This window comes from Streptomyces sp. PL-25, from assembly GCF_058344915.1.
The window spans coordinates 7,193,792-7,214,685 of record NZ_CP136997.1 but is presented as its reverse complement, the minus strand read 5'-3'; the positions used below and the strand labels follow the sequence as shown (position 1 = coordinate 7,214,685).

The window sequence follows — 20,894 nt, the reverse complement described above, 5'->3', positions numbered from 1 at the left end:
GTCCGCAGGGCACCTTATTAGAAGCCGAGTAAGTTACTGAACCGTAACCTGCCGCCTGCTACCCGCGGTAACAGCACGTGGGTACGGTCTCCTTCCGTCACACCCCCACCCGCGTGCCCGGCCTCACCCCAGGAGGTTCCCCATGCCCGCGTCCAGACGGCTGCTCGCCGCGGCGGTCGCCGCTGCCGCCGCCTCGTGCCTCGCGGCCCAGGCCCTGCCCGCCGCGGCGGCCACCGGTCCCGCCCCCGTGGTGTCCCGGGGCGTCACCGTCCCGGAGTTCTACGACCCGCCCGCCGAACTCCCCGCCGCCGACGGCACCCTGGTCCGCACCGAGCCGCTGCCGCTCGCGCTGAGCCTGCCCAGCCTGCACGGCCCGCTGCCGGGCCGCGCCACCCGCCTGATGTACAAGTCGACCGACGCCAACGGCGCGCCCGTGGCCGTCACCGGCGCCTACATCGAGCCCACCGCCCGCTGGAAGGGCGGCGGCCCGCGCCCGCTCGTCGTCGTCGCCCCGGGCACCATGGGCCAGGGCGACCAGTGCGCGGCCTCACTGGGCCTGGAGCACCCGCTGGCGTTCAACGGCGAGACGGTGTCGATCGGTTACGAGGACCTGTCCGTCTACCGGCTGCTGGCCCAGGGCACCGCGGTCGTCGTCACCGACTACGTCGGCCTGGGCGCCACGGACCGGCTGCACACCTACGTCAACCGGATCGACGGGGCGCACGCCGTCCTGGACGCCGCACGGGCCGCGCGCACGGTTGCGGGCGCCTCGGTGACCGCGGACTCGCGGGTCGGCCTGTTCGGCTACAGCCAGGGCGGCGGCGCGACCGCCGCGGCCGCCGAACTCCAGCCCTCCTACGCCCCGGACGTCGCCCTCGCCGGCACCTACTCCGGCGCGCCGCCCGCGAACCTGACCGAGGTCACCAAGGGCATCGACGGCAGCGAACTGGCCGGCGCCCTCGGCTGGTCCCTCAACGGCTTCCTCCAGACCGACCCGGAGCTGCGGCCGATCGCCGAGGCCCACCTCAACTCCGCGGGCAAGGCGGCCCTTGAGGACCTGTCGACCATGTGCGTGGGCGACGCGATCCTGCACTACGGCTACGCCAAGAGCACCAAGTGGACGACCGACGGGCAGTCGCTGAGCGCCATCATCGGCGCCGACCCCGTTCTCCAGGGCTTCCTGGACACCCAGCGCATCGGCCGGCTCAAGCCCGCCGGGCCCGTCCGGGTGGCCACCGGTGTCAGCGACAACCTGGTGCCGCACGGCCAGGCACGGCAACTCGCCGTCGACTGGTGCCGCAAGGGCGCCGACGTCACCTACGCGCCGGTCGTCCTCCCGAACGTCGTCAGCCCCCTGCTCAACCACTTCGGCCCGCTGCTCACCGACCAGGGCACCGCCGTGTCCTGGCTCACCGACCGCCTGGAGGGCAGGGCGGCCCCGTCCAACTGCTTCACGATGCCCCTGCAGCCCTGAACCCCGCACACCACGGACCGGGCCGCCCCGCCACCACCGGCGGGGCGGCCCGGCGCGTCGGGGCACCCGGACCTCAGAGGGCGTTCCGGCTCCTGCGGCGCAGCGCGAAGTACGTCCCGGTGGCGCCCACGGCCAGCAGCGCGCCCGCGCCGAGACCGACCGGCAGGGCCGGGAAGGCGGCGGCGCCGCTGGTCGCGGCGGCGTTCTCGAACGCCGCGCCGGCCGTGATGGCGGCGGCCTTCGGCGCCACCGCGCGGACCGGCCCGACCGACCTGACCGAACCGTCCCGGTTCAGCAGCACCTGCCGGTTGTTGGGGTGCCTGAAGTCGAACATGCCCGCGAGCGAGCCCGCCGTCGCGTCGAAGGAGTGGTCTCCGATGCGCCCGGTGTGCCAGTTGTCCTCGATGAACCGGATGATCGATGCCTGGTCGGTCTGGGTATGGTCGACCTGGTTGACCTTGCTGTACGGGGAGACGACCAGCAGCGGCTGGCGGGTGCCGGGGCCGCACCGGTCCAGGTAGCCGCTGGCCGCCGGGGGCCCGGCCTGGCAGGCGGGGCTGTCGGTGGCCTTGCCGTTGGAGCCGGCCGAGGTGTCCGTGGAGCCGTTGCGCACCGGGGCGTAGGCGTGGTCGTACCAGCCGTCGGAGTCGTCGTAGGCGATGACGACGGCGGTGGAGCGCCACTGCGGGGAGCGCTGGATCGCGTTGATCTGGTCGACCAGGAAGTGCTGTTCGTCGAGCGGGTCGGAGTATCCGGCGTGCCCGTCCTGGTAGGAGGGCGCCTTGACGAAGCTGACGGCCGGGAGGCGGCCCGCCGTCAGCGCGGCGGAGAGGTCGGTCAGGTCGTAGTTGTGGTTGGCCCGTCCGTCGTGGCCGATCTCGGCGACGTTCTCCGGCGGCAGGTGGTGCGGGTTGGCCGTCGTCCGGTAGTACGCGAACGGGTTGTGGTGCGGGCTGTAGTCGACGACCTGGGCGCCGCCGACGTTGGCGTGCGCGGTGTCGCAGCGGGCGTACTCGCCCTGCTCGCCGCTCCAGGCGGTGGACGGGCGGAAGCCGCCCTGGAACCAGCCCCAGCTGATGTCCGCGCGGTTGAGCAGGTCGCCGATGGTGCGGCCCTTCATCACGGCGAGCGCGGCGCTGGAGGTGTGGTTCTTGCCGGAGCAGTCGTCGAAGGCCGGGTCCGGGTCGTTGATCATCGTGCCCACGCCGTGCGCGTCGGGCGACTTGACCACGGACGGGTCGGGCGTGGCCGTCTGCTTCGGGTGCTCGGTGCCGGAGGCCGGGTCGACGGAGACGATGCCGTGCGTCTGCCCGGAGGCCAGGTTGATGGCGCCGGGTGTGGAGGGGCCGTAGTTCGAGCCGAAGGAACGGTCGCTGAGCGCGTAGTGCTGGGCGTAGTTCCACATCGCGGTGACGGTGTTGCCGTCGTAGTAGTCCATGACGAGGCCGGGCTCGCCGAACAGGCCGCCGCTGCACTTGTCGACCTCGGTGTTCTGCACGAACCGGTCGGCCCTGCCGCCGTTGTACGCGTACTGCTCGGGGCCGTAGGAGTGGTTCTGGTCGCAGGTGACGGCCTGGCCAGGGCCGAGCCGCTTGGGCGTGTACTGATTGGGGTTGTGCTCCAGCAGCCCGGCGTGCGCCAGGGTGTCGATGTCCTTCGGGGTCCTGCGCGACGCGGTGAACTTGGTGCCGTCGGTGTTCGCGGCCCGCGGATAGGTGGCGAAGTAGTGGTCGAAGGAGATGTTCTCGTCGAAGAGGACGACGACGTGCTCGATCGGTGTGGCGGTGGGCCGGTGCCCGTCGGGCGCGGCGGGCGCGGCCAGGCCGGGGGCGGCGCCGCCCAGCACGGTCAGCGCGGCGGTGCCGGCGAGCGCCCCCAGGTTCCGCATCGTTGCTCGTCTTCCCCTGCTGGCCATGTGAGTTCACCCTCCGGGCAGGATCGTGGCCGCGGCGTACGGACCGGGCTGCTCCGCCGCGCGGGCGGCGCGACGAAGCAGCCATGATGACGCGGGAGGGGGCACCGGGTCAGGCAAGCCGAGCCCATTCTTGACCGGGTATTGACCGAACGGCGGAGCGAAACCGTCGCCGGGGAGCGGGTGTTCTCAGGTGAGCAGCGCGCGTCCGTACCAGTCCCGTTCGTCGCGTACGCCGGGCAGGACGTAGAAGTAGCCGCCGCCGAACGGTGAGATGTAGTCGGTCAGCGGTTCGCCCTCCAGGCGCTTCTGCACGGTCTCGAACTGGCGGGCGAGATCGCGCTGGTAGCAGCAGAAGAGCAGGCCCATGTCGAGGTTGCCGTTGCGGTCCGTGCCGAGGTCGTAGTTGTGGGCGCGGCGCAGGATGCGCTGGTCCTCGGTCTCGGCGGTGCGCGGGTTGGCGCGGCGGATGTGGGCGTCCAGCGGGATCACGTCGCCCTTGGGGTCGTCCGCGTAGTGGGGCGTGTCGTCCTCGAAGTCGCCGTCCAGGGGCGCGCCGGTCTCCCGGACCCGGCCGAACATGCGTTCCTGCTCGGTGAGGGCGACCCGGTCCCAGAACTCCACCAGCATGCGGATCAGCCGGACGACCTGGTAGCTGCCGCCGGTCGCCCACGGCGGTTCGCCCGCGTCCCGGCCGACCCACACCAGGCGGTCCATCTGGCGGGCGTCGCCGGCGTCCGGGTTGGCCGTGCCGTCCTTGAAGCCCATCAGGTTGCGCGGGGTGCCGGAGGGGCGGGGCGGGCTCGCGAAGCCGTCCAGCCGCCAGCGCACCTGCATCGCGCCGCGGGTGTGGCGGGCGATGTCGCGCAGCGCGTGCAGGACGGTGTCCGTCTCGTCGGCGTGCAGCTGGAGGCTGAGGTCGCCGTGGCACCAGTCGGGCCTGAGGTCGTCGTCCGGGAAGGACGGCATGGCGGTCAGCCGGCGCGGACGAGCGGCGGCGAGCCCGAAGCGGTCGTCGAAGAGCGAGGCGCCGACGCCGAGGGTCACGGCCAGCGCGCCCGGGGGCAGCGAGCCGCCGAGGACCCCGGAGTCCGTGGGCGGCGCGGTGATCCCGGCCGGCGGGGGTGTGCCGCCGGCGGTGAGGAAGCGGGCCCGGTCGGTCAGGGTGCGCATCAGGTCGGCCAGCTCCGCCCGGCCGTCGGCGGTGACGTCGAGGGCCGCGAACACGGTGGAGCGGCGCGGGGCCGTCGGCACGGCCCACTGGTGCGGGCCGTGGAACGGCACGGCGGGCGCGCTGTTCCACGGCCCCGCGCCGAGAGCCGGTCCGGCGCCGCGGGCCGCGCCGCCCGAGGCGAGTCCGGCACCGGCCAGTGCCGCACCCCGCAAAAAGCGGCGCCGTCCCACCCTCTCGCGCGCTCCCCCGCCGTCCGCCTCCCGTGCCGGCCGCCCGGCTCCCGCGGCCCGGTCCGTGTGCTCCCCGCGCGTCATGAGGTCCTCCGCGGGTCGCACAGGGTGGCCACGGACGCCAGCCGTTCGACCAGGTCGCCCAGCACGGCGTCGGCCCGCTCCCGCTGCGGGCGGGTGAGCCGGTCCAGCGGGGTCCACCGGTTCCCGTGCCGGAAGCCGTCGAGGAGGTTCGCGGCCCGGTCCATGCCCCGGTCCAGCTCGCCGAGCGCGGCGTGGCGGGAGGCGAGCAGCGGACGCAGCCGGGACAGGACCGCGCGGGTGCCGTCCAGGTTGGCGCGGGCGGTGGCGAGGTTGGTGCCGCTGCCGTAGTCGGTGCGGCCGGTCAGCTCGAACTGCACGGTGTTCTCCAGGATCTCGTGGGCGCGCAGCCCGAGCTGGGCCGGGTCCATCCGGGCCTGCGCCCAATCGTCGCGCAGTGCGGTGACCTCCCGCACCAGGGCGGCGGCCGGGGCCCGCAGGGTGCGCGCGCCCTCGCCGTGCCACAGGCCGTACTCGATCCGGTGGAAGCCGCCGAAGGACGGGTCGTGGACGCCGCCGGGCAGGCCCGCGTCGGTGCCGTTGACCCGTCCGTCGGCGTCGCCGAAGGCGTCGTAGGCCGCTCCGAGCCGCTCGTACTGCTCGTGCGCGGGCAGCCAGGCGGTGCGGGCCGCCGCGAGGTCGCCGCGGTCGACGGCGTCCCGCAGTCGCCCGGTCAGCCGTACGGTCTCCTCCAGTGCGCCCGCGATCCACTTCTGGTAGTCGAGCGCCGGCGGGATCAGGTCGTGCTGGGTGACGGGGGCCGCGGCCGGGCCGCCGCGCCCGCTCGCCACGCGGACCGTGGGTCCGGTGACCGCGTCGGCGTCCTCCAGCAGGCAGCGGAACGCGTAGGAGCCCTTGCCGACGCGCACGGTCAGGGTCCGGGTGGTGCCCGGACCGATGCCCTCGACCTCGCCGTACACGGCGTGGCTGCGCGGGTCCTCCAGATATGCCTCGGCGGCCCGGTCGGAGGTGTTGCGCAGCGCGAAGACCTGGACGCCGGGCACCGGTTCGTCCCAGCCGCGCCCGCAGCCGCCCGAGGACACCTCGACGGTGGTGTGCGGCGGCCCGGCGTCCGCGGCCCGCCCGGCGCGCGGACCGCGGGCGTACGCCCAGGCCCCCGCGAGCGCCAGGACGAGCCCGACCACGACAAGGCCGACGAGGCCGGGGCCCGCGCCGATCGCGCTCCCGGGCCGGTCCCGCCGCGCTCCGGAACCGGGCAGTCGCATGGCGGTCCCTCCCCAGGACGAGTCCGTGTGATCGCCTCATGCTAGTGACCCGAGTCGGAGATTCGTCAGCAGTGGGCAACGGCGGCCGTTCGGGCAGGCGTCCGGGGAAATGGGTGGCCGACGTGTTCCCCCGGCTTTCCCGAGGTGCGGGGGCGTGCGGGCGCGGTGCAGGGTGGAAGGCGTGAGTGCCTGGCAGGGACGCTTCATGGGCCGCGCGCAGCCGCGGCGGTGGCGTCATGCGCTGCTGCTGACCGCCGTCGTGCTCGTCGGGCTGATCACCGTGTTCGACATCGTGACGCCGTCCGACATCGTCCTCGGTCCGCTGCTGGTGATCGCGCCCGCGATCACCGCGTGGACCGAGGGCCCGTGGACGACCGGCTGCGTGGGGGCGCTGGCCGTGGCGGCGCAGGCGTTCATCGGCTGGCGCTCCGACCTCCTGCTGTCCCGCAACCTGCTGGTGCAGGTGGTGGCGCTCGCGCTGCTCTCCGTGCTGATCGTGGCCCTGTGCCTGGTGCGCGACCGGCGGCGGCGCGAACTGGCGCAGGTGCGCTCGGTGGCCGAGGCCGCCCAACGGGTCCTGCTGTGGCCGCTGCCGCAGCGGCTGGGCCCGGTGCGGCTCGCCTCGCTCTATCTGGCCGCGGAGGACGAGGCGTCGATCGGGGGCGACCTGTACGCGGCGGCCCGCACCGGCGGCGGGGCCCGCCTGATGATCGGTGATGTGCGCGGCAAGGGCCTGCCGGCGATCGGGGAGGCGGCGCTGCTGCTGGGCGCCTTCCGCGAGGCCGCCCACCAGCACACCGCCCTGCCCTCGCTCGCCGCCTCCCTGGAGCGCAGCGTCACCCGCTATCTCGCCGACTTCGAACCGGAGGAGGAGTTCGGGGAGCGGTTCGTGACCGCTCTGCTGCTGGAGGTGCCCGACGACGATCCGGTCGTACGGATGACCAGCTGCGGGCATGTGGCGCCGCTGCTGCTCGGTCCGGACGGCCGGGTGACCGTCCCCGACCTGAGCCCCGCTCCCCCGCTCGGGGTCGGACTGACCGCTCCCGGCGGTTCCACCGTGGACGTGCTGCCCTTCGGGCCGGGCGACACCCTGCTCCTCTACACCGACGGGGTGGTCGAGGCGCGCGACCGCCAGGGCGTCTTCTACCCGCTGGCGGAACGCGCCGCGCAGTGGGCCGGGAGCGCCCCGCAGGCGCTGCTCGACCATGTCCGGCGCGATCTGATCGCGCACACCGGGGGCCGGCTCGGCGACGACGTGGCGATGATCGCGGTCCGCCGCCAAGGCGCCTCACAGGGCGGCGCGGACGCTCCCGGTGGACGGAAGTGACCGTCCGGAACGGACAATCGGACCCGGGCTTTCCAATTTGATCACCAAAGCTCGTATAGTGACCGGCAGTTGAGCAGCACGTGTCACCTGTCACCAGCCAGGGCCTGTTCCAGGACCCGAACGAGGGCCGTTCTCGACCGAGCGGCGGCCACCCGAGGACCCGATTGATGACCGCCCCCTCCCCGCACGGCGAGCGATCCGCCGTCCGTACTCTCGTGCCCCTTCCCGCCGCCACCGCGCTCGTGTGCGCCGCCGTGGTCGCGGGCGCGGTCCCGGCGGCGCCCGCCTCGGTGCGCACGCCCCTGGCCTGGGGGGCGGGGCTCGCGTCCATCGTCCTGGTGGCCGCCGTGTTCTGGGCGGTACGCGCCGGCCGGACCGCCCGTGCCCTGCGGCGCCGGCTGCACACGGTCACCCAGGACGCCGAGCGCCTGGCCCAGGAGCGGCACCGCACCGCCGAGGAGGCGCAGCGGGAGCGGCAGCACCTGATCGACGAACTGAGCCGGCAGCGTGCCGAGTTCGCCGAGTCCCTCGCGCACGAGCGGGTCCGCGCCGAGGAGGGCGCCGCCCGCGAGACCGAACGGCTGACGCAGGACAACGCCCGGCTCACCGGTGAGCTGGAGCGGGCGCACCGGGCCCGGGACGCGGCGATCTCCGCGACCTCCAACGCGGCCGGCCGTATGCAGGCGCTCACCACCGCCATGCTCGCCGACCTGCGGGCCATGGAGGAGCGCCACTCGGACGAGGACGTCCTCGCCGATCTGCTGCACCTGGACCACCGCACGGCGCAGGCGGGCCGTCTGGCCGACTCGGTCGCCGTGCTGACCGGCGCGCGCTCGGGGCGGCGCTGGGCGCGGCCCATCGCCATGGAGTCGATCCTGCGCGGCGCGATGGGGCGCATCAGCGCCTACCGCCGGGTGCGGGTGCACGCTGCCAGCGAGACCGCCGTCGCCGGGCACGCCGCCGAGGGTGTGATGCACGCGCTCGCCGAACTCCTCGACAACGCCGCCAACTTCTCCCCGCCCACCTCCGAGGTGCACGTCTACGTGGAGGAGGTGCCCGCGGGTGTCATCCTCTCCGTGGAGGACAGCGGCCTGGTGATGGGCGAGGTGCAGCTGCGCCGCGCCGAGCGGGCCGTCGCGGGCGACGTCTCGGAGCTGGGCGGTCTGACCGGCACCCGGCTCGGGCTCGCCGTCGTGGGGCGCCTGGCGCTCAAGTACGGCCTGAAGGTGTCCTTCCGGCCGTCCGCGCGGGGCGGCACGGGCGTGCTGATGCTGATCCCGCAGGACATCCTCACGAGCCCCGTCGCCTCCGTCGCGGCCCCCGCACGGGACACCCCGCGCGCCGTGAGCACCGCGACCGCCGCGACCGCTGAGAGCGCCGCGGCAGGCGGGGACACCGACCGACCTGCGGCCCCGGACGACGCCCCGGTGCCGTCCTCCGTACCGGCCGCCGGGTCCTCCGTACCCGCCGCGTCCACCGCGCCCTCCGCCGCCGGTCCCGCGCCCGTGCACGAGAGCACGCCGGACGGCACGGACGGCGACACCGCCGAATGGCCCGCCGCGCTGCCCAAGCGGCGCAGGGGCCGCACGCTCGCCGACGCCGAGCGGTCCCGGAACACGGCACGGACCCCGGCGCCGCGCCCCGCCGCCGCCGCGGCCGAGGACGTCAAGACCCGCGCCGCCCGCTTCAGCAGCTTCCGCCAGGCCGTGCGCCCGGGAGCCGCCGACCACGCGGCGGCTCCCGGACCGGCCACCGGACCGCAGCCGGACGGGGGCGACGCCACCGCTCCCCCGGCGCCGGCCGACCTCCCCTCCCACCCCACCGCGCACCCGGAAGGCGACGCCACCTCATGACCGGCCAGACCACCGCCGACGACCAGCTCACCTGGCTCCTGGAGGGCCTGTTGGAGCGGACCCCGGGCGCGCGGCACGCGCTCGTGCTGTCCCGTGACGGACTGAAGCTGTGCCGCACCCCGGAGCTGACGGTCGACCAGGCCGACCAGCTCGCCGCCATCGCCGCCGGCATCCAGTCGCTCTCGCACGGCGCGTCCGCCGAGTTCGGCGACGGCACCGGCGGGGTGCGCTCGGCGATGACCGAGTTCTACGGCGGGGTGCTGTTCATCGTGGAGGCCGGCCAGGGCGCCCATCTGGCGGTCGTCACCACCGAGGACGCGGACGCCGGCCTCGTCGGGCACAACATGAGCGAACTGGTGGAGCAGCTCGGCGAGTATCTGACGGCCCAGCCCCGTACGTCATGAGCAGGCCCGGCAGGGACGACGCCCCGGACCGTCTCTACACCATCACCGGCGGGCGCACCAGCTCCGGCCCGGACAACCCGTTCGACCTGGTCACCCTGGTCGTCGCGGAGTCCGAGCCGGCGCCCGGGATGCAGTCGGAGCACACCGCGATCCTGCGGCTGGCCGCGTTCCCCACGGCCGTGGTGGAGATCGCCGCCGAGCTGCGGCTGCCCGTGAGCATCACGAAGGTGCTGCTGTGCGACCTGCTGGCGGCGGGCCGTGTCAGCGCCCGCCATCCGCGCACGTCCGCCGTTCTCGACCCCGACATCCTGGAGCAGGTGCTCGTTGGACTCCGCAACCTCTGACGCCCGCACCCCGTTGGGTGCCTCCGCCGACAACGGTCTGAAGATCGTCGTCGTGGGCGGTTTCGGCGTCGGCAAGACCACCCTGGTCCGTTCCGTCAGCGAGATCCGTCCCCTCAACACCGAGGAGACGATGACGCAGGCGGGCGAGGCGATCGACGACGTCAGCGGGGTGCGCGGCAAGTCCGCGACGACCGTCGCCTTCGACTTCGGCCGCATTACCCTGGACGCGCACAATGTGCTGTACCTGTTCGGCGCCCCCGGCCAGGAGCGGTTCTGGTTCCTGTGGGACCGGCTGTTCTCCGGCACGCTCGGCGCGGTCGTCCTCGTCGACACCCGCCGCATCGGCGACTCCTGGTACGCCATCGACCGTCTGGAGCACCACGGCACGCCGTTCATCGTGGCGTGCAACGACTTCGGCGGCCCGGCCCACTCGCACGCGGCGATCCGCGACGCGCTCGACCTGGATCCGCGGGTGCCGCTGGTGGACTGCGACGCCCGCGCCCGGGAGTCCAGCAAGCAGGTGCTGATCACCCTGGTGCAGCACCTCAAGGACCACTACGCCGGACGGGCCGCGCCTGCGGCCCCGGCCCGACAGGAGTTCGTGTGATCCCCGACGCCGTTCCGCTCAGCGGCCCCCGGTTCCAGACCGAACCCGCCGTCCTGTACCGGGAGATGCGGCGCGACCACGGTGCCGTCACCCCGGTGCTGCTCGACGGGGACGTACCGGCGTGGCTGGTGCTGGGCTACCGCGAGCTGCACCAGGTGACCGGCGATCCGGTGCTGTTCAGCCGGGACTCCGAGCTGTGGAACCAGTGGGAGAACATCCCCGGCGACTGGCCGCTGCTGCCGATGATCGGCCACCGGCAGCCGTCGATCCTGTACACGGTCGGCGAGCGGCACCGCGAGCGCGCCGCGATGATCAGCAACGCCCTGGAGGCGGTGGAGCCGGCCGAACTGCGCCGGCACGCCGAGCGGTTCGCCGACGAGCTGATCGACGCGGTGTGCGCCGAGGGCACCGCCGACCTGGTCGCCGACTACGCGATGCTGCTGCCGGTGCGGGTCCTCGCCCGGCTGTACGGGTTCTCCGACGAGGAGGGCCCGGCCCTGGTGACCGCGCTCAACGACATGATCGACGGCCGGGAGCGCGCCATCGCGGGGCAGACGCATCTGGCGCGTTCCATGGCGCAGTTGCTCGCCGAGCGCCGCGAGCGGCCCGCGGACGACGTGGCCTCGCGGATGCTGGCCGACACCGGCGGCTTCACCGAGGAGGAGGTCGCCCAGGACCTGATGGTGATGCTGGCGGCCGGCCACCAGCCGACCGCCGACTGGATCGGCAACTCGCTGCGCCTGATGCTGACCGACGAGCGGTTCGCCGCCTCGCTGTTCGGCGGGCGCAACAGCGTCGCCGAGGCCATGAACGAGGTGCTGTGGGAGGACACGCCCACGCAGAACGTGGCCGGGCGCTGGGCCGCCCGCGACACCCAGCTCGGCGGGCGGCGCATCCGCGCCGGCGATCTGCTGCTGCTCGGTCTCCAGGGCGCCAACTCCGACCCCCAGGTGCGCACCCACGGTTCGGCGCTGACCGGCGGCAACAACGCGCACTTCTCCTTCGGTCACGGTGAGCACCGCTGTCCGTTCCCCGCGCAGGAGGTCGCCGAGGTGATCGCGCGCACGGGCATCGAGGTGGTGCTGGACCGGCTGCCGGACATCGATCTGGCACAGAGCGCGGACTCCCTGACGCGCCGGCCCTCGCCCTGGCTGCGGGGGCTGACGGAACTGCCCGTGCGGTTCACCCCGACCCCTGCCCTGAAAGGCACGTCACGATGACGACCGGCACCGAAGAGACGACGACCGACGGCACGCGCATCGCCCTGGATCCCTTCGTCACCGACCTGGACGGCGAGAGCGCCCGGCTGCGCGCGGCCGGGCCGCTGGCGGCCGTGGAGCTGCCGGGCGGTGTCCCGGTGTGGGCCGTCACCCGGCACGCCGAGGCGCGGGCCCTGCTGACCGATCCCCGGCTGGTGAAGGACATCGAGGTGTGGGGGGCCTGGCGGCGCGGAGAGATCCCGGCCGACTGGCCGCTGATCGGCCTGGCCAACCCGGGCCGTTCGATGCTCACGGTGGACGGCGCCGAGCACCGCAGGCTGCGCACGCTGGTGGCGCAGGCGCTGACCCCGCGCCGGGTGGAGCGGATGCGCGGGCGCATCGAGCAGCTCACCCGGGAGCTGCTGGACGCCCTCCCCGCCGACGGCGGGAGCGTCGACCTGAAGGCGGCCTTCGCCTATCCGCTGCCGATGTACGTCGTCGCGGACCTGATGGGCATCGAGACGGACCGGCTGCCCCGGCTGAAGGTGCTGTTCGAGAAGTTCTTCTCCACCCAGACGCCGCCCGACGAGGTCGTCGCCACGCTGACCGAGCTGGCGCAGATCATGGGCGAGACGGTGGCCGCCAAGCGGGCCGCGCCGGGCGACGACCTGACCAGCGCGCTCGTGCTGGCCTCCGAGGACGGCGACACCCTGACCGACGCGGAGATCGTCTCCACCCTCCAGCTGATGGTGGCCGCGGGGCACGAGACGACGATCTCGCTGATCGTGAACGCGGTGGTCAACCTGTCCACGCACCCCGAGCAGCGTGCGCTGGTGCTGTCCGGCGCGGTCGGCTGGCCGGCGGTGATCGAGGAGACCCTGCGCTGGTCCACGCCCACCTCGCACGTGCTGATCCGGTTCGCCACCGAGGACGTCCCGGTCGGCGACAAGGTGATCCCGGCCGGGGACGCGCTGATCGTCTCCTACGGTGCGATAGGCCGCGACGAGCGGGCGCACGGCCCGAGCGCGGGCGACTTCGACATCACCCGCGAGGTGGGCGCCGGCCGGCACATCTCCTTCGGGCACGGCCCGCACGTGTGCCCGGGGGCGGCGCTGTCCCGGCTGGAGGCGGGGGTGGCGCTGCCCGCGCTGTACGCCCGCTTCCCGCGCCTGGACCTCGCGGTGCCGGCCGCCGAGCTGCGCCACAAGCCGGTGGTGACCCAGAACGACCTGTTCGAGCTGCCGGTCCTGCTGGAGCCGTAGGACGCCGCGGACCGGGGGGCAGGCCCCCGCCTGGACACCGGACGGGGGCCTGTGCGCGGGAGCGTTGGGCAGGCCTTGCACCTGCATCTCCCCGCGGGAAGCGGGGTGTCTTTCCTTGGACCACCAACGCGGGGCCGGACGCCGGGAGTTCGGCGGCCCGCTCGCTTCCCACCGTAGCCGGGCCGCGCGGCGGGCGCCCGGTGGGGGCCGGGCGGTGTCACCCGGACGCCCGGACGTCCCAGCTCACCGACCGACCGGTCCTGCCGGTCCCGCCGGTCCCGCCGGGACGCCGGGGCGGTGTCGTCGGGGGCACGGGAGCGACGTACGGTGCGGAACAGGGCCGCCCGCCGCACGGCGCGGGCCGCCGCCACCGCACCGAGGAGGTCACCGCATGGACCGGATGCTCGCCGCCCGCCTGCACGTGCCGAGCCGCACCCTGCGGATGGAGGAGGTGCCCCGGCCCCGGCCCGCCGCAGGCGAGGTGCTGGTGAAGGTGGAGGCGGCTGGGGTGTGCCTGTCCGACGTGCATCTGATCGACGGCACCCTCACGCCCGCGCTGCTGCCGGGCGACACCGTCACCCTCGGCCACGAGGTGGCCGGGACCGTCCACGAGGCGGGCGAGGGCGTCACCCGCTGGTCGCCGGGGCAGCGGGTGGTGCTGTACGCCGGTGAGAACCGCGACGGCGCCACCTGGACGCGCGGTGTCGACTACGACGGCGGCTGGGCGCAGTACGCGCTGTCCTCCGCGGACGCGCTGACCGCGCTGCCGGACACCATCCCCTTCGAACAGGGCGCGATCATCCCCGACGCGGTGTCGACGCCGTGGGGTGCCGTCACCGGTACCGGGGCGGTGCGGCCCGCCGAGGCGGTCGGCGTGTGGGGCGCGGGCGGCCTGGGCGTGCACGCGGTGCAGTTGCTGCGCGCAGTCGGCGCCTGCCCGGTGATCGCCGTCGACCCCAGCCCCGTCGCCCGCGAACGCGCCCTCGCCGCCGGGGCCGACCTCGCGCTGGATCCGGCCGGCCCCGGACTGAGCGCACAGGTGCGCACGGCCACCGGCGGGGCGGGCCTCGCGGCGGCCTTCGACTTCGCCGGGGTGCCGGCCGTGCGCGAGCAGGCGCTGTCCGTCCTCGCGCCCCGGGGGCGGCTCGTCCTGGTCGGGCTCACCGACCGGCCGCTCAGTGTCACCGACGGCACCCGGTTCAGCTATCTCCAGCAGCAGATCCTCGGCCACTACGGTTCCGACATGACGGTGGCCCTGCCGCAGCTGCTGCGTCTGGTCCAGGGCGGCCGGGTGGACTTCTCCGCGTCGGTGAGCGGGGTGCTGCCGCTGGCCGAGGCCGGGCGCGCGGTCGAGATGCTGGCGAAGAAGGAGGGCGACCCCGTGCGGCTCATCCTGCGCCCCTGACGGTCCGCCCGGCGGGAGCACGGCCGGTCAGCGGGGGCAGGACCCGGGTCAGGGCGTGCGCGCCGGCCGCGCTCCGCAGGGCGGGGGCCAGGTTCCGGGCGGCGTCCGGGGCGGTCGGTACGGGGCCCGGGTCGCCGGGCGCCGCCGCGTTGCCCTCGGCCGCGGGCGCGGGCAGGACCGGGCCCAGCAGGAGCCCGCCTCCCAGCGCCAGGACCGCCACCACTTGCCGCCCGCCGATGCGTCCGACGTGACCGGACAAACGCCACCTCCCTGAGTGTGCCGGGCGGTGCGCCCGGCACACGGAGGCTGGCAGAGACCGGGAGCCCGCGCCCGTGTGTCGGAGACGGCTCCCCCGGACGGAGGACACAGCAGGTCAGGAGAGTGCGCCCGGCCCCTTCTTGGTGTAGGCGCACTCGGTGTAGACGTACCCGGGCCGGAGATCGGCCGTGTCGGACGCGGGCGACGCGGTGCTGCCGCCGCGCGGCTTGTGCAGGAAGTACGTCGTGCCGGGCGGCAGCGAGATCGTGCGCTGCGGGTAGTCCTTGCCGCTGTCGCTGCACGGGTGGAAGCCGCCCAGCGCCAGGGTGGCGCCGAAGCTGTAGGCGGAGCAGCTGCCGCACGCCCTCACGGTGACGCTGCCGGTGACCGGGCCGGTGTACAGGACCTCGATGTCGTCCGGGCTGTCGTTCTTGATGGTGACCTGGATGCTGCCGCCCGAGTCCGTCGTCGGCAGCTTCTTGCCGGCGGCGGGGACCGTCTGCGCTATCTCCGCGGCGATGGCGATCTTCTGCGCGCGGGCCCGGTTCGCGTCGTGCGGGTGGTCGCGGACGAACTTGTTCATGCTGGTCAGGGCGGAGTCGAAGGAACCGGTCCGGTACTGGTGCACACCGCAGGGGTAGGTGCCCGAGGCGACGCCCCGGTCGGCACGGTCGGCTTCCTTGTCCAGGGTGGCGGCCTGGGCCGGGGCGGTGCTCGCGACCGTGCGGATCTGCGCGCCGAGGCCGCTCAGGCGGCTGACGGCGGCGCACGGGTCGTCGCCGCCGACGTCCTTGGCCGCCTTGTCCACGGCGGACTTGACGGCGGGCTCGGCCTCGGCGGCTTGCGCCGACCCGGAGAAGGTGGTGAGCAGTTCGCCGAAGTGCCCCGTCCAGCCGGTCTGTCCACCGCTCAGCTCGTTCGCCCCGCAGCCGTACAGGGCGTCGGCCAGCCTGCTGTCCGGCCAGGTGGCCAGGGTGCCCAGGTCCTGCTCGCGCATGCTCTGCGGGACCGTGCGCAGGAACTCCAGCGGGGTGATGGCCTCGCAGTACTTCTGCTGCGCGTAGGCGGCTGCGACGGTGCGGTAGTAGACGGCCATCCGGTCCGGGAGGCGGTGCGCCGCCCGGGAGCCGGGGTGCCGGTGCCCGAGGTCGGCGTAGACGCCCAGCGCGTCGCGGAATCCGGGCTGTGCGGTGGCGAAGGGCTGGTTCGCGCGGGCCTTGACGAGGTCGTCGGCGTGCTGGAGCCGGTCCAGGAGCATCTGCTCGGTGGCCTCGTCGCGGGCGTTGCCGTACAGCACGCCGCCGCCGATCGGCACGGCCAGCAGCACCAGGCCGAGGAGGGCGGCCACGGGCGCGCTGCCGGGCCAGGACAGCCGGGAGCGCAGGCCCGCCACGGCGCCGTGCGCGGCGGCGGCCCCCAGGACCACCGCGTAGCCGGCGAGGACCCCCGCCGGGACGCCGTCGGGGTCGGCCGGGAGCGCGACGACGAGCAGCACCGCGGTCGCGGCCCAGCACGCCGCCGCCCACACCCAGCGGCGCAGCAGCGCGTAGCCGAGGCCGAGGCCGGTGAGGTTGAGCAGGGCGACGGCGAGCGCGCGCAGGGCGTCGGGCGCCACGGGCGGCGCGGGCGGTGGGCCCGGCGGTCTCGGCGGCATCGGTGGCACCACGAATCCGTCGGCCGGTCCCGGAACGTCCCCGGACATGTCGACTCCCCCCCCCTGTCACGCCTGTCACGATCGGTACCCGCAGGTCGGCGGTGTGCCAGTGTACGGGGCAACTCCCCTGCCCCGACACCGAGTTGGGTACCCCGCCACCGCTTCCCGCCACCGCGCGGCGACGCGCTCCCACGCGTACGCCGGCAGAGTGCGGCGCGCGCCCGGCCCTTCCATGCGCCCGGCGCATGATTTCGTGGAACTTCAGGCATTGGACGCATGTGTCCGTCCTGATCGACCCTGGGAGGGATCCACCGCACCCGTACCGAGGAGCCGACCGGTCCATGAAGGCGCCGTACCGCCTGCCGTTCACCCCGCTGCCGCTCGCCGCGGCGGCCCGAGGGGCCGTCGCGCTCGCCGTGCCGCTGCTGGCGGGGGTGGCGACCGGGCAGGTGGCCCTCGCGGTGCTCGCGGGCATCGGCGCCCTGTGGGGCGTGGGCCAGGACGGCGACGACCCCTACCGGCAGCGGCTGCTGCGGCTGGGCTGCACGGGCGGCTGCGCCGCCCTCGGCCTGCTCGCCGGGGAACTCGCGCTGCGCTCCGGGCGTCCGGGCGCGGTGACCTGCTGCCTGGTCGCCGCCGCCCTGGTCGCCGGTGCCGTCAGCCTGCGCGGGCGGCTCGCCTCGGTGTCCGGTCTGCATCTGCTGCTCGGGGTGACCGTGGGCGGCGGCATCCCGGTGCCGGGGCCCTGGTGGCAGGCGCCGCCGGCCCTGCTCAGCGGCGTCGCCCTGGTCGCCCTGCTGTCCGCCACGCCGTGGCTGTGGCGGCGCCACGCCATCGAGCGGGCGGCCGTCCGCGCCGTGTACCGGGCCGCGTCCGGGGCCCTGGCCGCGGCGGGCGGCCCGGACGCCGAAGCCGCGCGGCGGCGGCTCACCGCCGCCCTCGACCACGCGCACCGGGTGCTGGACCGCCACCTGACCGGCCGCCGGCGCCCCGGGAAGGAGCCGGACGCCCTGCGCACCGCCTTCCACACGGCCGTCCGGCTGGGCGAGGTGACCTCGGCCCTGGTGTGGGAGGGGCGCGAGCTGCCCCGGTGCGTGAGCCGGGTGCCGCTGCTGATGGCGGCCCGGCTGCTGCCGGAGCCGGGCCGCGGCGCCGCCTCCGCGACGGCTGCCGCCGGCCCGGCGGGGTCCGCGCACCCGGCGGGCGTGCCCTGCGCCGGGAGCGGCTCGCCCGCCCTGCGCGCGCTCACCGCGCTGTACACCTCCTGCGGTCCGGACCGCCCGCGGGACACCACCCCGCGGCTCCCTGCCTCCCCCTGGCACGGGCGGGCGGCACAGGTCCGCTACACCGTGCTGCTCGCGGGCTGTGTGCTCGCCGCCCAGCTGTGCGCGGTGCTGCTGCACGGCCCGCGCGGCTACTGGCTGCCGATGACGGTCGCCTTCGTCTACAAGCCCGACTTCGGTCCGGTGTTCCGCCGCGCCCTGCACCGCTGCGCCGGGACCGTCGCCGGGGTGGCCGCCATCGGCGCGGTGACCCTGCTTACGACCGGGACGTACGCCCTGATCGGCGCCGTGGCGGCGTTCGCCGCGGTCATGGCCGTCGGGGTGCGCCACCACTACGCGCTCGCCACGACCGGTCTGACGGCGATCGTCTTCGTCCTCGTCGACCTGCTGGGCGACCACCGGGAGCTGTCCTGGGCGCGCATCCTGGACACGGCGCTGGCCGCGGCCATCGTGCTGGTCGCGCACTTCGCGCTGTGGCCCCACTCGGCGCGGGGCCGGGCCGCGGCCCGGACGCGGGCCGCCGTGTCGGCCGCCCACCGCTACCGGGACCTGCCGGCCGGTGCCCCGGCCGCCGAGCGGTACGCGCTGCGCCGCACCGCCTACCACCGGCTCGCGGAGGCCCGCCGTGCGGTCCTGGACGCCCGGCGGGAGCCGGGCCGGACCGCTCGCGAGGTGGCCGGCCTCCTGGACGCGGAGGAGGAGGCCATCGCCGCCGCCGAGCGGCTGTGCGACGCCGTCGGCGCACGCCACGTGGGGTCCGCTCCGGCCGCGTACGCGCCCGGCGCCGTCCGCTGCACCGCGGCGGGTGCGATGGGAGGATGAGCGCGATGGATCTCCAGGTGCTGCGTGCGTTCCGGGCGGTGGCCGAGGGTCTGACGGTGACCGAGGCCGCCGCCGACGCGCGCGTCACCCAGCCGGCGCTGTCACGGGCGCTGCACCGGCTGCAGGAGGAGATCGGCGCGGAACTCCTCCAGCGGGTGGGCCGGGTGCTGCGGCCGACCCCGGCCGGGCGGGTGTTCAAGGAGTACGTCGACGCCGCCCTGGACGCCTACGACCGGGGGCGGCGGGCCGTGGCCGAGGTGGTCGACCCCGCGGCGGGCGTGGTGTCGCTGGCCTTTCTGCACACCCTGGGCACCTGGCTGGTGCCGCGGCTCGTCACCGGGTTCCGCGAGGAGTTCCCGCAGGCCCGCTTCGAGCTGCGCCAGCACGAGGAGAACGGCCTGATCCAGCATCTGCTGGAGGCCACGGCGGATCTGGTCATCACCAGCGGGGACCCGGGGCACCCGCTGATCACCTGGCGGCGGCTGCTGGTCGAACCGCTCTGGCTCGCCGTCCCGCGCGGCCACCGGCTCGCCCGGCGCAGCCGGGTCCGGCTGGCCGAGGTCGCCCAGGAGCCCTTCATCCTCCTCAGACCGGGCTACGGGCTGCGCAGCGTCACCGAGACCCTGTGCCGCCAGGCCGGTTTCTCCCCGCGCGTCGGCTTCGAGGGCGAGGAGGTGCACACCCTGCGCGGCCTGGTCGCGGCCGGTCTCGGGGTGTCCCTGATCCCGTCCTCGCCGGACGCTGCGGGGACCTCGGGCCTCCCGATCCGCTATCTGGAGATCACCGATGTGCACGGGGCGCGTGACATCGGCATCGCCCGGCTCACCGGCCGTACGCTGCCGCCGGTGGCGCGGCGCTTTTTCGACCACGCGGTCCGCTCGGCGGCCGTCCGGGCCGCGGATCCGGGGTGACGGCGCCGTGGCCCGGGGCCGGTGCCCGGCGCGATGAAATGCGCGCGGCGCCTTCTCGCAGCAGGCTGGTGGTCTGGTCGAACCCGTCGGGAGTCCCAGTGAACAGGCCGCCTGAGTGCCGTCGCGCGGAGAACCGCCCCGAGCCGCGGTGCGTCGCCGTGCGCCCGTGCGGTCCCGCCGCGCCCTCGCGGGCCCCGGCACGGCGCGGCGGGGGCGAGCGGTGAGGCGCCCGTGCCGGCGGAGCGAGCAGGCCAGGGCGCGCGCGGCGCGCAGGAAGGCCGAGCGGCCCCGGGTGCCCGCGCCGCCGCTGTGGCTGCGCTGGCTGCCGGTCGGGTATCTGGCGGCCGTGCTCGCCATCGAGCCGGTCACGCCGGTGGACTGGCCGGTGAGCTTCCTGCTGATCGCGCTGCCGCTGGTCGCCGCGTACGCCTACGGCCCGGCGGCGGTGGCCGCCGTCACCGTCTTCGCGATGGTGTTCGAGGGCGTGCTGGCGGGCACCCCGTGCTGCGCGGGCCGGTCCGTGGGCTACCTCTGGGACCGCCACTACGTGGCCAACTACGTCTGCACCACTCTGGTGGGCGTGCTCGGGACGATCCTCGCGGTGCACCGGATGCGCCGCGAGCGCACGCTGGCCACGGTGCGTTCGGTGGCGGAGACCGCGCAGCGGGTGTTACTGCGCCCGGTCCCCCGGCGGCTCGGCCAGGTCTCCGTGGAGACGCTCTATCTCTCCGCGGCGGCCGAGGCCCGTATCGGCGGCGATCTGTACGAGGCGGTGCCGACCGCGTTCGGGGTACGGCTGCTGGTCGGCGACGTACGGGGCAAGGGGCTGGTCGCCGTGGAGACGGCCGCGACCATGCTGGGCGCCTTCCGGGAGGCCGCCCACGACGAGCCGGACCTGCGGGGCGTGGCCCGCCGCATGGAGCGGAGCATGAGCCGCCATGCCGCGCAGCTGCCCGGGGGCGAGGCCGCGGAGCGGTTCGTGACGGCGGTGTTCGCGGAGATCCCGGAGCACGAGCCGGTCGTCCGCATCGTCAACTGCGGCCATCCGCCGCCGCTGATCATCAAGGAGGGCGGGGTCGCCGAGCTGCACGCCTCGGACCCCTCGCCGCCCATCAACCTCGGTGTGCTGATCGGCGACGGCTACCAGCTGGACATCGAGCCGTTCCGGCCCGGGGACCAGCTGCTGCTGTACACCGACGGGGTCACCGAGACGCGCGATCCCGACGGGGTCTTCTATCCGCTGGCCGACCGTGTCGCGCCCTGGGTGGGCCTCGCGCCCCGCGAACTCCTCGACCGGCTGCACGAGGATCTGCTCGTCTACAGCGGCGGGCACCTCGACGACGACATCGCCGCGCTCGCCGCGTACCGGCTGCCGGGCGACAGCCGCCTGTGAGCGGCCCCGCCGCCGGTCCTCCGTACTCCCGCGGACTCCCGCGGAACTCCCCCGGGGCTCCCTCGTACGCGCCGC

Annotated in this window: 17 protein-coding genes; 12 read left to right on the top strand and 5 right to left on the bottom strand. The window is 75.0% G+C overall.

What is annotated here, in order from left to right:
* Positions 1 to 142: 142 nt before the first annotated feature.
* Positions 143 to 1,474 carry a lipase family protein gene (locus R4Z62_RS31860; protein WP_064536858.1) on the top strand — a complete coding sequence of 444 codons (1,332 nt, stop codon included), beginning with the start codon at positions 143 to 145 and terminating at the stop codon, positions 1,472 to 1,474.
* A 73-nt stretch (positions 1,475 to 1,547) separates the two neighbouring features.
* Here R4Z62_RS31860 and R4Z62_RS31855 read toward each other — a convergent pair whose 3' ends face one another.
* From R4Z62_RS31855 to R4Z62_RS31845, 3 genes are all read right to left on the bottom strand, one after another.
* Positions 1,548 to 3,389: a phospholipase C gene (locus R4Z62_RS31855; RefSeq protein WP_491521608.1), complete on the bottom strand. Its 1,842-nt coding sequence runs from the start codon at positions 3,387 to 3,389 to the stop codon at positions 1,548 to 1,550.
* Between the two features lie 186 nt (positions 3,390 to 3,575).
* Entirely contained in the window at positions 3,576 to 4,874 is a 1,299-nt protein-coding gene (gene efeB / locus R4Z62_RS31850) for an iron uptake transporter deferrochelatase/peroxidase subunit (protein WP_491521607.1), read from the bottom strand.
* Complete coding sequence (locus R4Z62_RS31845) at positions 4,871 to 6,097, bottom strand: EfeM/EfeO family lipoprotein (protein ID WP_491521606.1); 1,227 nt, start codon at positions 6,095 to 6,097, stop codon at positions 4,871 to 4,873. The genes efeB and R4Z62_RS31845 overlap by 4 nt, the downstream gene beginning before the upstream one ends.
* A gap of 205 nt (positions 6,098 to 6,302) precedes the next feature.
* Between R4Z62_RS31845 and R4Z62_RS31840 the strand changes: the two genes are divergently transcribed.
* The 8 genes from R4Z62_RS31840 (at position 6,303) to R4Z62_RS31805 (ending at position 14,498) form a co-directional block, all read left to right on the top strand.
* On the top strand, positions 6,303 to 7,424 hold the full coding sequence (locus R4Z62_RS31840; RefSeq protein WP_491521953.1) for a PP2C family protein-serine/threonine phosphatase: 1,122 nt from the start codon (positions 6,303 to 6,305) through the stop codon (positions 7,422 to 7,424).
* A 167-nt stretch (positions 7,425 to 7,591) separates the two neighbouring features.
* A complete protein-coding gene (locus R4Z62_RS31835; RefSeq protein ID WP_491521605.1) occupies positions 7,592 to 9,277 on the top strand; it encodes a sensor histidine kinase in 1,686 nt (561 codons plus the stop codon).
* Entirely contained in the window at positions 9,274 to 9,681 is a 408-nt protein-coding gene (locus R4Z62_RS31830) for a roadblock/LC7 domain-containing protein (protein ID WP_018569908.1), read from the top strand. Before R4Z62_RS31835 ends, R4Z62_RS31830 begins: the two co-directional genes overlap by 4 nt.
* Positions 9,678 to 10,025, top strand: a complete 348-nt coding sequence (locus R4Z62_RS31825) for a DUF742 domain-containing protein (RefSeq protein ID WP_064536853.1) — start codon at positions 9,678 to 9,680, stop codon at positions 10,023 to 10,025. Before R4Z62_RS31830 ends, R4Z62_RS31825 begins: the two co-directional genes overlap by 4 nt.
* Positions 10,006 to 10,632, top strand: coding sequence for a GTP-binding protein (locus R4Z62_RS31820; protein ID WP_355482142.1), 627 nt, complete (start codon positions 10,006 to 10,008; stop codon positions 10,630 to 10,632). Before R4Z62_RS31825 ends, R4Z62_RS31820 begins: the two co-directional genes overlap by 20 nt.
* Entirely contained in the window at positions 10,629 to 11,852 is a 1,224-nt protein-coding gene (locus R4Z62_RS31815; RefSeq protein ID WP_018569911.1) for a cytochrome P450, read from the top strand. Before R4Z62_RS31820 ends, R4Z62_RS31815 begins: the two co-directional genes overlap by 4 nt.
* Positions 11,849 to 13,093, top strand: coding sequence for a cytochrome P450 family protein (locus R4Z62_RS31810; RefSeq protein ID WP_355482145.1), 1,245 nt, complete (start codon positions 11,849 to 11,851; stop codon positions 13,091 to 13,093). The genes R4Z62_RS31815 and R4Z62_RS31810 overlap by 4 nt, the downstream gene beginning before the upstream one ends.
* A gap of 391 nt (positions 13,094 to 13,484) precedes the next feature.
* Positions 13,485 to 14,498, top strand: coding sequence for a zinc-binding dehydrogenase (locus R4Z62_RS31805; RefSeq protein WP_491521604.1), 1,014 nt, complete (start codon positions 13,485 to 13,487; stop codon positions 14,496 to 14,498).
* On the opposite strand, the gene R4Z62_RS31800 is transcribed toward R4Z62_RS31805, so the two are convergent.
* Positions 14,482 to 14,757, bottom strand: coding sequence for a hypothetical protein (locus R4Z62_RS31800; RefSeq protein ID WP_355482149.1), 276 nt, complete (start codon positions 14,755 to 14,757; stop codon positions 14,482 to 14,484). The two genes, R4Z62_RS31805 and R4Z62_RS31800, sit on opposite strands and share 17 nt — an antisense overlap.
* 114 nt (positions 14,758 to 14,871) lie before the next feature.
* Positions 14,872 to 16,458 (bottom strand): hypothetical protein, encoded by a 1,587-nt coding sequence (locus R4Z62_RS31795; protein WP_491521603.1) that lies wholly within the window; start codon positions 16,456 to 16,458, stop codon positions 14,872 to 14,874.
* A 293-nt stretch (positions 16,459 to 16,751) separates the two neighbouring features.
* Here R4Z62_RS31795 and R4Z62_RS31790 point away from each other — a divergent pair, with 293 nt between their 5' ends.
* The 3 genes from R4Z62_RS31790 to R4Z62_RS31780 all read left to right on the top strand — a co-directional run bounded on the left by R4Z62_RS31790 (position 16,752) and on the right by R4Z62_RS31780 (position 20,819).
* On the top strand, positions 16,752 to 18,515 hold the full coding sequence (locus tag R4Z62_RS31790; RefSeq protein ID WP_491521602.1) for an FUSC family protein: 1,764 nt from the start codon (positions 16,752 to 16,754) through the stop codon (positions 18,513 to 18,515).
* Positions 18,512 to 19,426, top strand: a complete 915-nt coding sequence (locus tag R4Z62_RS31785) for a LysR family transcriptional regulator (RefSeq protein WP_491521601.1) — start codon at positions 18,512 to 18,514, stop codon at positions 19,424 to 19,426. The genes R4Z62_RS31790 and R4Z62_RS31785 overlap by 4 nt, the downstream gene beginning before the upstream one ends.
* A 220-nt stretch (positions 19,427 to 19,646) precedes the next feature.
* Positions 19,647 to 20,819, top strand: a complete 1,173-nt coding sequence (locus R4Z62_RS31780; protein WP_491521600.1) for a PP2C family protein-serine/threonine phosphatase — start codon at positions 19,647 to 19,649, stop codon at positions 20,817 to 20,819.
* Positions 20,820 to 20,894: the final 75 nt, after the last annotated feature.